General features: G+C 68.5%; 11 protein-coding genes. 5 read left to right on the forward strand and 6 right to left on the reverse strand.

Translation table 11 applies throughout. The features are described 5' to 3' along the window. The 6 genes from ABZ281_RS21335 to ABZ281_RS21360 form a co-directional block, all read right to left on the reverse strand. Positions 1 to 1,290: PEP/pyruvate-binding domain-containing protein (locus tag ABZ281_RS21335; RefSeq protein ID WP_356657660.1), on the reverse strand; the 1,290-nt coding region annotated here is incomplete at its 3' end. Further along, positions 1,283 to 2,332 carry a Rieske 2Fe-2S domain-containing protein gene (locus ABZ281_RS21340; protein ID WP_356657662.1) on the reverse strand — a complete coding sequence of 350 codons (1,050 nt, stop codon included), beginning with the start codon at positions 2,330 to 2,332 and terminating at the stop codon, positions 1,283 to 1,285. The genes ABZ281_RS21335 and ABZ281_RS21340, both read right to left, overlap by 8 nt. Before the next feature lie 55 nt (positions 2,333 to 2,387). After that, entirely contained in the window at positions 2,388 to 3,386 is a 999-nt protein-coding gene (locus ABZ281_RS21345; protein WP_356657663.1) for a Rieske 2Fe-2S domain-containing protein, read from the reverse strand. Beyond that, positions 3,383 to 4,492 (reverse strand): Rieske 2Fe-2S domain-containing protein, encoded by a 1,110-nt coding sequence (locus ABZ281_RS21350; RefSeq protein WP_356657665.1) that lies wholly within the window; start codon positions 4,490 to 4,492, stop codon positions 3,383 to 3,385. The genes ABZ281_RS21345 and ABZ281_RS21350 overlap by 4 nt, the downstream gene beginning before the upstream one ends. Next, a complete protein-coding gene (locus ABZ281_RS21355; protein WP_356657667.1) occupies positions 4,489 to 5,406 on the reverse strand; it encodes a polyprenyl synthetase family protein in 918 nt (305 codons plus the stop codon). Before ABZ281_RS21355 ends, ABZ281_RS21350 begins: the two co-directional genes overlap by 4 nt. A gap of 229 nt (positions 5,407 to 5,635) precedes the next feature. Then, positions 5,636 to 6,430: a TauD/TfdA family dioxygenase gene (locus ABZ281_RS21360; RefSeq protein WP_356657669.1), complete on the reverse strand. Its 795-nt coding sequence runs from the start codon at positions 6,428 to 6,430 to the stop codon at positions 5,636 to 5,638. Between the two features lie 641 nt (positions 6,431 to 7,071). On the opposite strand from ABZ281_RS21360, the gene ABZ281_RS21365 reads away from it, so the two are divergent. The 5 genes from ABZ281_RS21365 to ABZ281_RS21385 all read left to right on the forward strand — a co-directional run. Beyond that, the gene (locus ABZ281_RS21365; RefSeq protein WP_356657671.1) at positions 7,072 to 8,430 is read left to right on the forward strand and encodes a hypothetical protein; all 1,359 of its coding nucleotides are present in this window, start codon (positions 7,072 to 7,074) and stop codon (positions 8,428 to 8,430) included. A 67-nt stretch (positions 8,431 to 8,497) separates the two neighbouring features. Then, positions 8,498 to 8,728, forward strand: coding sequence for a hypothetical protein (locus tag ABZ281_RS21370; protein ID WP_356657673.1), 231 nt, complete (start codon positions 8,498 to 8,500; stop codon positions 8,726 to 8,728). Further along, on the forward strand, positions 8,725 to 8,853 hold the full coding sequence (locus ABZ281_RS21375) for a hypothetical protein (RefSeq protein WP_356657675.1): 129 nt from the start codon (positions 8,725 to 8,727) through the stop codon (positions 8,851 to 8,853). The genes ABZ281_RS21370 and ABZ281_RS21375 overlap by 4 nt, the downstream gene beginning before the upstream one ends. Then, on the forward strand, positions 8,850 to 9,512 hold the full coding sequence (locus ABZ281_RS21380; protein ID WP_356657677.1) for a phosphatase PAP2 family protein: 663 nt from the start codon (positions 8,850 to 8,852) through the stop codon (positions 9,510 to 9,512). Before ABZ281_RS21375 ends, ABZ281_RS21380 begins: the two co-directional genes overlap by 4 nt. Next, the coding region (locus tag ABZ281_RS21385) for a hypothetical protein (RefSeq protein WP_356657679.1) at positions 9,509 to 10,313 on the forward strand (805 nt) is incomplete at its 3' end. The genes ABZ281_RS21380 and ABZ281_RS21385, both read left to right, overlap by 4 nt.

The following is a 10,313-nucleotide window of genomic DNA, read 5'->3' on the forward strand; positions in this document are numbered from 1 at the left end:
GATCACCGCCCAGTAGCGGGCGCTCAGCTCCTCGACGGTCCGGATCCGCCGCAGTACCTCGGCGGACGTGAGGTCGGTGAGCGGCGTGTCTCGCACCCGTTCCAGGCCGTCCCGGAGCGCGGGGAGCACCTCGCCGCGCCAGCGCCGCTCCACGGGCGAGAGGTGGAAGCCCAGCCAGCGCGCAGTGAGCCGCAGGGTGCGCAGGGGGTGCCGGGAGAGGGGGAAGTCGAACCGCAGATAGGCGAACCCGTTCACGGTCCCGTGCATCGGCTCCGGGAGCAGCGGGCTCCGAGCCCGTCGTTCGGGCGGACCGCCCCAGTTGGTCGCCCACCGGTCGATCAGTGTCGGGAACAGCGTGGTCGCGAAGAGCGGAGAGAGCGGGTCGGCCAGCCACGAGTCGCAGATGCTCATCCGGGCCCACCGTGCCCCGGGGACCTCGCTCACCCAGTCGCCGAACCGGGTCGGATGCGGGACGGCGGCGGTGATCGGGCGGGCCTGCAGCAGGTGGAGTCCGGTGCCGTCCAAGGCCCACTCGATGTCCTGCGGTCCGCCCAGCGCTCGCTCCACCGCTAGTGCTGTCCGCACCAGCGAGCGGAGGGGGCCCTCGCGCCCCTCCGTCTCACCCATCCGCTCCCCGAACGCGGTGCTGAACGCGGGCGCGTGCGGTTCGCTCCGGGAGAACGCCGCCCGGTTCGGCTCCACCACCCCGTCGACGAGCTGTGTGCCGAGCCCTTCGACTGCCTCCACGAGGACCAGATGATCGGCTTGTGTGACCGGGGCCTCCGCCGTGAACACCACGCCGGCCCATGTGGGGACCACCATCGCCTGCACCACGACGGCCATCGCGGGAGCCTCGTCGGCCAGGCCGATCCGGCCTCGGTAGACCTCGGCGGCGGCTGAGTACCGGGACCGCTGGCACCGGCCGACGGCGGCCAGTAACTCTTTGAAGGTGCGGACACCGAGCACGCTCTCGTACTGGCCGGCGGCGCTGCTCGTCGCGCCGTCCTCGCTGGTGGCCGACGACCGCACGGCGACACCGTGCGGCGCGTGCAGGGACTCCCAGCGCGCTTGCACCTGCGCGACCGCGTCGGGGAGGAGCCCCGAGCCATAGGCGCTCCCGTCGTCCTCCTCCCGGCCCGCCGAGGCGGCGAAGACGTCCACCGGGAGGCAGAAACCGGGGGGCACCGGGAACCCCGCCGCCGCCAGCCGACCCAACCCCTTGGCTTTGCCCCCGACCCGCTCCACGGGCAGCTCGGCGGCCTCCATCAGATCTACGACGCCCTCAGCCACGCTGCGCCAACTCCACCCACTGCTGGTAGAACCGCCGGAACCGCCGGACCGCCTCGTCCCCAGGCACATATATGCCGTGCCGGTCTCCCGGCAGCAGGGTGTCGAAGACCGGGAGGTCCTGGCGGGCGGCCACCTGCACCTCGGCACGGTGGACGAGCGCGCGCAACCACCCCACGATCCCCGCACCGTCGGCATCCACGGCGGCGCTGATGTGCTGAACGCTGTGGTGCTCCCCGATCGGGGTGACGGCCAGGACCATCCGGTACAGGCGTCGGCCGTCCGCGAAGTACTCGATCTCCTGGCAGCTCGCCCAGCCGCGCAGCCGCAGGGTGAACTCGTCGGCGTTGAGCCCGAACACGTTCGACACTGCGCCCAGCGGGCCCCGGTACGAGGGCCAGGTCAAGGTTGCGTCGCAGCGCTCCTCCGGGCCGGTGTCCGCCGCCGTTCCGTTCGGCGTCTCGCGCGTGGTCGGGATTGTGATCCGGGCTTCTCCGGCCACCGTCAGCCCGTGCAGGGCTACCAGGTGGTCCGGATCGTAGGTGTTCTCCAGGATCCGCCGGGTGGTGGCCCTGGTCGGGTCGGCCAGCCGGAAGCTGCGGGTGCTCGGGAACCGCCGAGCCTGAAGGTCCGGAAGGTCCGGCGGTTCGTACCGCGGCGGCCCGCTCCCGTACCACACCCACACATAGCCCGAGCACTCGCGTGTGGGCAGCGGGGTGACGGCGGCCCGGGCTGGCGGTCGCCGCCCCGGCACGGACACACACGCCCCGGAGTCGTCGAACCGCCATCGGTGGAAGGGGCATTCAAGTGTGCCGCCGACCACCTTGCCGCCGTACAGGGCGGCCCCCGCGTGCGGGCAGACCGCGCTCTGCACATGAGCCCGTCCGTCGTCGCCTCGCCAGGCGACGTAGGCATTCCCGAACAGGGTGGCCTGACGCGGCTTGCGCCGCAGCTCCGCCGAGGGGAGCGCGACATACCAGCCCGAGGCAAGGTTCGTGACCGGCCGCGCCAACGCGGCCATCCGCTCGGACGTCTTCTGCCTCATCCGGTCCCCTCCTCAACAGTCCGCCGTCGTCTCCGCGTCGGCCCCGGCTGCCCCCTCACTCCGTCCCCTGCCCTGTCCAACGGCGATGGAACTGGCGGAACCGCAGTACGCCTTCGTCGTCCGAGGTGTTGATCGAGCCGTCGGTCTCCTCGGCGTCCCTGTAGATACGCAGGTCCGCCCGGGTTCCCCACCAGTGCTGGAGCCGGTACGCCCAGAAGACCGGGGCTGAGCCGAGCAGACCGCCAGCCCGCGGCATGACGGTCCAGCCGTGCATCGTGGTCGCGCCCTCGGCCACCGGCGTCACCGCAAGCAATTCGTGTGCGACCGGGCGGTCATTCAGCTCGAAGGACAGCACCTGGTACGAGGGCGTCGAGCGCAGGTGCAGACAGAGCCGCTCCAGGCCCGGGCGCCGGTCCAGCGGGGCCGGCAAGGCGATCGAGTCCGTGGTGATGCGTGCCCCGATCGTATGCTTGTTCTCCTCGGCGTCCCAGGTGAGTCGCAGATCTCCGGTGATCCCGTGGACCACCGGGAAGTGAGGCAGGTCGAAGCCGTTCTCCAAGACCCGGCGAGTTGTCGCGTTCGTGTCGAAGGTGAACTGGTAGCGCCGGTGGGCCGGCGACGTCCGGTCCAGGTGGGGGAAGTCCGGCGGCGGGTACTCGGGGACCGCCGAGCCCACCCAGGTCCAGACATGGCCGAGCCCCTCCCAGGACGGGTAGACCCGGGCTGAGGCACCGCGTGGCACCCGCCGGGTGGCGGGGGCGGCCACACAGGTCCCCTCGCCATCGAACCGCCAGTGGTGGAACGCGCACCGCAGCGCGCCGTCCACCACCCGCCCCAGCTCCAGCGCGGCTCCCTGGTGGGGACAGAATCGGTCCATGACCACGGCCGCGCCGCCGCCCGTGCGCCACACCACCACTTCCACTCCGGCCACTGCGGCGGCCCGGGGCCGTCGTCCGACCCGGGTGGAGCGCTCGGCCACGTACCACCCGCGCGCCAGATCGCGGGGCGGTTCGAGATCGCGGGGCGGCTGCCCTCGTACCGGCGCGAGACTCATGTACCGACCTTTCCGTCATCCGTCGCGCGGTCGACCCACGACTGGTAGTAGCGGCGGAACCGGAGCAGCCCGTTGTCGTAGCGCACGTAGACCGTGGGCTGGGCGTTGCGGGTCGAGTCGTAGACGGGCACGTCCTGGAAGGTCCCCGCGCGGTTCTGGACCCAGAACAGGGCGTAGTTGAAGAGGGTGCGGTGCCATCGTCCGGTGCGGCGTACCCCCGCCCAGCCGACCTGCCGGGTGGCCCGGTTTCCCTCGGGGACGATCCCCATGATCACTTTGTAGATCTCGATGCCATCCACGTACGCCGTGAACCGCTGTCCGCCTGGCCACCCGTCGACCAGCAGCTGCATACGGCGGCCCATCGCGAAGGTAGAGACGACACCGGTGAGCCACGCGAGGGGCGCGCGGCGCAGAGGCGGGCGCCACGGCCGGCCGGAGAACCACACGCCGAACCAGGCGTCGTCCCGCGACAGCGGCGGGCCGTTGTCCGCCGCTTCGGACTGCTCGGCCAGGACGCGGAACTCCACCCCGTCCAGATCCAGTCCGTGCAGCGCGCTGAAGTGCTGGTGGTCGACCGCGTTCTCCAACAGATGTCGGATCGTCCCGGTCGTCGCGTCGTCGTAGTAGAAGCCGAGGTAGCGACGGGGCCTGCCGGACAGCGCCGGGAACTCCGGCAGTTCGAAGAGGGGTTCGGCAGAGCCGTACCAGACCCAGACGAATCCGTGGGCCTCTCGGGTGGGGTAGGACCGCGTCCGGGCAGTCGTCGGAATGCGCGAGAGCCCCGGGATGGCGGAGCAGACCCCGTTCCCGTCGAACCGCCAGTGGTGGAAGGGGCAGCGCAGTTGGCCGTCGACGACGTCTCCGAGACCGAGGTTGGCGCCCTGGTGCGGGCAGTGGGCGGCGACGCACCGCGCCACTCCTCGTCGATCACGCCACAGCACCACCTCACGCCCGAACAACCGCATCCGGTGTGGCCCCTTGCCCAGTCGCGAACTCCTGATCGCGGCGTACCAGGAAGCGGCGATGTTCGCCCCGGCGGGATTCGGTGGGAGGGCCGAGGCGGGACCGGTCTCCAGCTCCTCTCGGGAGCCGTCCGCGCCGATCACGCCGCGGCCCGGTCGTGGACGACTTGGGCGGCCCAGCGGAGCATCGACGCACGTTCGCCGAACCCGTCGAGCTCTGCCACCGCCCGCGTGATCAGTTCGCGTACCCGCTCGCGCGCCTGCTCCACCCCCATCAGCCGGGGGTACGTCCATTTGCCCGCGGCCCGGTCCTGGCCGACCTCCTTTCCGAATTCGTCGAAGGTCGACGTCTCGTCGAGTATGTCGTCGACGATCTGATAGGCAAGTCCGAGATTTCTCGCGTAGGTCGTGAGACGGGTTATGTCGTCTCGCGACGCGCCTCCGAGTATCGCCCCGGTGACCACGGAAGCCTCGATGAGCGCGCCGGTCTTCTTGATGTGCATCTCCTCCACGGTCCACGGGTCGACCTGTTCGCGTCCTTGGCAATAGAGGTCGATTGCTTGGCCGCCGGACAGACCGGACGGGCCGACCACCTCGATCAGTTTGGCCATGACGCCCAGGATTTTCTCCGGGCGTAAGGCTTCGGCGTTCTGAAGGATGAACTCCAGGGCGTAGGCGAGCAGCGCATCGCCGGCCAGCAGAGCCATGCCCTCGCCAAATACCCGATGGTTGGAAGGACTGCCGCGGCGGAAATCGTCGTTGTCCATGGACGGTAGGTCGTCGTGGATGAGGGACGCTGTGTGCAGCATTTCCAGGGCGCAGGCGGTGGGGAGAGCAATCGCGACGTCGGTGTCGAAGATCTCGAAGGTCAACAGGCACAGAGTCGGCCGGATGCGCTTTCCGTCGGCTAGCAGCGAATAGGCCATCGCCTCGCGTAGCCGAGGCGGTTCCACCGAGTCCACGGAGGAGCGCAGCCTTTCGTTCACCTGGCGGCGAAAATTCTCCATCGGAACCGGAAAGTCTACTTCTGCTTGGGTGTTGTCAACTGTGAAGGACATGAGCGTTCACTCCCCCATGTATTCGTTGAACGAGTCATCGAGTGACTGGGCGGCGCTAATGAAGCCGGATCACGGCGAAGGACCCAAGGATGGGCGTGGATTCCCGCGCCAGCCGCTTTGATCCGGTGCCCTGAGGTGCTGCGTTCGGCTCTCCGGGACCTCTTGCTCAGAGAAATGACGGCTGGATCGGTGCACGCAGGACACAGCGACCGGTGGCTGGCCAGTCCGCTCAGAGCGCCTGCGCCCGCGTGTCCATGCCTGCTCCCACGTCGGACAGCGGAGTGCTGGCCACACTCATCCGCTTCAACCAGCGGTCTGTGCCGTCGAACCGTGGGTGGAAGGCCCGTCGGCCATGCACGGCACGGTAGTTGTCCACGATCAGCACATCGCCCTCGCCGACCACCACGTCCCGCTGGGCGCGGCTTAGCTCGTCGACGACCGCGGCCAGAGCCTCGGCGGCCTCGTCGTCGTCGGGCAGCGCAGTCGTGTAGGGCGCGTCGATCCGCAGGCAGGGAGCCTTGGGATCACCGAAGAGGAGGGCGACCGGCTCCGGGTTCTCGTTCATCTCGTGCGCGCGCCGGAGTATCTCGTTCTCGGGGGCAAACTCGGCCAGTTGGCGCAGATGCTCCAGGTCCGGGCGGATCAGAAAGCGTCGCTCGTGGAGCGCGGATCGGTGGTGCTCGGCCAGCCGCACGTCGTGGACGCTGCCGAGCGTGGTGGGCACCTGGTCGGGATTCCTGATGCCAAGAAGCGCCAGATAGCGGCATCGGTCCTGGTGGAAGCCGTCTTCGGTGTGCCACTCCAGGGCGACCGAGCCATGACCGCTCTGCTCCTCCCGATCGCTCTCGACCGGAATCAGGTTCTGCACCATCCGGCCCCGCTGGATGGTCGGCCACGCGAAGACATCGCCCAGACAGGACGCCAGGAGCGCCAGTTGCGCCTCCTCCAAATCCTGGCGGCTGTCGTCGAGGGCTTCCTGCCAGGAAAGCGGGGTCGACCCGCACCGATCGGGGTCGACGCGCACCCCCGAGATTCGCAGCGCGCACAGCGAGCGCGATTCCCGGAGTGCATTCAGTACCGTGCGGATTGATTCCGGTATTCGATGGACGTACTCCTCTAACCCCTTATAGAAAGAGGGATTCGCGGGAGAGCCCTGGGCGGTCAGCGTGGTCCGGGCTGCTGCGCATAATCCATCGGCCTCTTCGGCCGACAGCGAGTGCCCTAAAACGACGTCCATTGCAAACCCCCGTGGTTTGGAGTAACCGTATCTGCGAGGAGCGGCACAGGCGACGTTCAACGATGAAAAGAGTTCAGACCTGTGCGCTAGGTCTTGCAGGTAAGCCTGGACGGTGCGGATCGTTATGGTACACCATGTTCATCATCCGTTCGGGTAACCACAACCCGGAACTCCCAGTTCCGCTAAGGCGGTTGTGCGTCCGCGGATCGGGCGGGCCACGCGGGATTCGGCTCTAGGAGGCTGGATTGAGTAGGACAAGAACCCTGAGGCTGTCGGCTTCTCGGCGCGCCAAACAGCTGTTGACCTCGGTAGTCACCCAAGTGGCCCCACCGATACGACGTGCCACCGAGGTCGCCGTTAGCGAGGGCATCCACGGTCCTGTCCTCGGGTCGTCCCTGAAGCGGCAACTTCGCGCCACGCCACTGCGCTTGACGGCGCGCTACCTGGCATTCGCGATGAAGCGCGGCCGTCTTGCGGCACTTGCTCCAGAACCTGCCGGAGGGCGCCTATTCGGGCATATGGCAGGGTTTCGGGATGCCTGCATCGAAAAGGCTCTAGCTCGGCTTTGTGCCCACATTCCCGATGGGGTGCGCGCGCATCAGGACATCGTGGAACTCGCCGAAACGGAATTCGCGGTCCGGCAGAGCGCGGCGGAGCCCCGCCAGTTGCGCCGGCTCATGGAACTGGCTCCCAGCGAGCTGCGCGTCGTCCGTGACCTCGGTCGACCATGGGGTCGCCACGGCGATGAGGCGCTCCGCGAGGCGCTCCAGCCGGCCGAGACCCTGGCCTACGTCGCGTGGGACCTGACGCAGTACGCCGCCAACACCGACACGATCAAGCGCACCAACATCTACTCCGCCTTCGTCGACATCTACGGGGACGGGGCCGCGGAGCGACTTCGCGGCGAAGTGGCCGATTTCAAGGCGCAGTTCGAGAAGCGGCTGCAATCCCTTGGCGCCGCGGATCGCGAGCGGCTGCAACACGCATTCACGCTCCACTGCGCCCCCGCCTGGGGCGACTATCCGGACCCGGCGGTCGAACGGCATGAGGAGGAGAGCGCGGCCGAAGGGGTGTCGAGCGCCGTCGTCCTGTTCGGCATGTTATGCGCGGTCGGATGGCTGGTCGCCTACGTGGCGATCGTCTACCGAGGCTTTGCCGACCAGACCTACGGCGTCCCACTTGCAGCCTTCTTCGCCAATCTCACCTGGGAGTTCGCCTACGGTTTCCTCCTGGACCCATTGGGCGACTACTTCCACACCGCGAGCATCTTCGGTTTCCTAGTCGACGCTGTGATCGCGTGGCAGGTGTGGAAGTACGGCGCGGCACAGTTTCCGAACAGCTCCCTCGGTCGGTACTTCCGCCCGATATTCGGGCTGTGCCTGGCCGTCGCTCTGTCGGTCAACTACCACGCGTTCATCGATCTAGCAGATCCCGACGGGGAGTACACCGGGTTCGGCATCAACCTCATGATGTCGATCCTGTACATCAAGATGCTGGAGGACCGCGGATCGCCTGCGGGCCAGTCGATGTACATCGCCGTCGGCAAGTGGCTGGGCACGCTGTGCGCCTGGATCGCCACGGCGCTCACCGTCACCACCTCACCGCAACGGACCTGGCCGACGAGCTGGTCCGATTTCACGCGGAAGTCGCTAGGGAACCGTTCGTATCCCCTGACGCCGCTGATCAACGTGATGTACGGATGGACGTTCCTGCTCGACGCCGCCTACTGCGTCCTACTCCACCGCCGCATTCGCGCCGCTGGCATGTCACCCTGGCGCAGGTTCTAAGAATCCCCACTCCATTGACGATTAACGGGGATGTCGTCCGCCACCGGACGGCAGGAAGGGAATGGCCATGAGTGCGACCTGCCAACAGGTCGTCGACCACTTCGAGAGCACGCGCTGGGACTACCGCCACTTGTGGCGCAGTGAGAAGGCTGGCGCCCTGTACTTCGGGTTCTACGACAGCGGGATCCGGAACCACTTCACCGCGCGGCGCCGGATGACCGGTACCTGGCGCCGGTCGTCGGGATCACTCCCGAGGGTCGGATCATGGCCGCCGACTGCGGGATCGGTGGATGCGTGATCCGCATCGCCGAGCGGTTCGGCTGCCGAGCCACCGGCGTCAACATCACGCCTTTCCAGGTCACAGCCAGGAAGCCCGGCGATGCCCTCTCGGCCGAACACACCCCTGTCGAGCCCACGCCGTGACCGGCGCCAGAGCCGGGACTGCCTCCCGGCACCTCGTCGGATCGGCGGTCTCGGCGGTGGCGCTCGTCATGCTGACCGCGCAGGTGGCATCCGAGAGCGATGCCATCAGCGCGTTCGACGCCGGCACCTGGGCACTCGCCGACCGCGCCCTCGGGACGTCGGGCGGGCCCTGGCTTGGCATCGGCGGGTGGGCCGACCTGGCCGGCTCGACCCTGCTGGGCGTGGGCCTGCTGGCAGTCCTCGGCGTCCTGCTGGGCCGTCGCCGGTTCGGCGCCGCCCTGTGGGTGCTCGCTGGGCTCACCGTGCAGTTTGCGGCGGAGATGCTGCTCGAACCTCTCGTGGGACGGCTGGCCCCGGTGCCAGCCGACGGCACACCGCCCGATGCCGAGTTCAGCTTCCCGTCCGGCCACATGGCCTCCGCGACGCTCGTCCTCGTGGTGCTGCTGGTGGTGATGCGCACCGGCACACCGCTGTGGTGGCTGTGCCTGGGCATGGGCCCGCTCCTCGTGGCGGCTGTCGGGATCTCCCGCGTCCTAGCCGATGCCCACCACGCCGCCGATGTCGCGGGCGGCTGCCTGCTGGGACTAGTGGTCGGCTTCGCGGTCGCCTGGCGCCTCGACGTCTGCCTTCCCCCGAACATCTCCGGAAAGGAAGCATGATGAACAGCTCGGTTGGCCTGGCGTCGACTCCTCTGGGAAAGGCCGCGGGCATCGTGCGGGACTACGTCCTGCGGATGTACTACGTGGTGGACGAGGTGCCGCGTCGGCAACGCCTGCGGCTGACGCCTGTGCTGCTCGGCGTCGAGTACCTGGTCTACCGCGTCGACTCCCTGGCCGAACGCAATGCGGCGGTGGATCTCGATGCCGTGCACAACAGCGACTACGAGGCGTTCCACACCTACAAGAGGGCCTTCGAGAAGGTGCTGCGGGCGCTGGGGGCGTGGAACGAGGACGTGGCCTTCTTAGTCGACGAGGCGGAGCGGTTCATCCGCCTGGAGAACGGCACCACGTCGCGCGGGACCATCACCCGGGACGACGCCCTTGCCTTGGCCGAACTGCGGCCCACCGACGTACGCCTGTTGCGTGCCATGACCTTCGCGCTGCGCGGGCGTCCGATGGATCCCGCGACCCGGGACCTGCTCTGGCCGGTGGAGGTGCTCGCGGACATAGCGAACGACCTCCAGCATTACGAGCCGGACATCGCCTCAGGCACCTTGAACGTGTACGCCGCCTTCGTGGAGCTCTTCGGCGACGCAGCCGCCACGGAGCTTCGACGCGAGGTCGACCGGTACGAGAAGATGTTCCTGGATCGCCTGTCTGCGCTGGCGCCCGAGCGGCGTGCGCGGATCGCGGAGGTCTGCCGACGCCGCTATACGGCCGCCGTGGAGCCGTACCCCCGGATGATCACCCACCCCCCGGCCCCCGCGCCACCCTCCCGGTCCGTCGCAAGAAGTCTCGTAC

This window comes from Streptomyces sp. NPDC006265, assembly GCF_040613555.1.
Classification (GTDB): Bacteria; Actinomycetota; Actinomycetes; order Streptomycetales; family Streptomycetaceae; genus Streptomyces.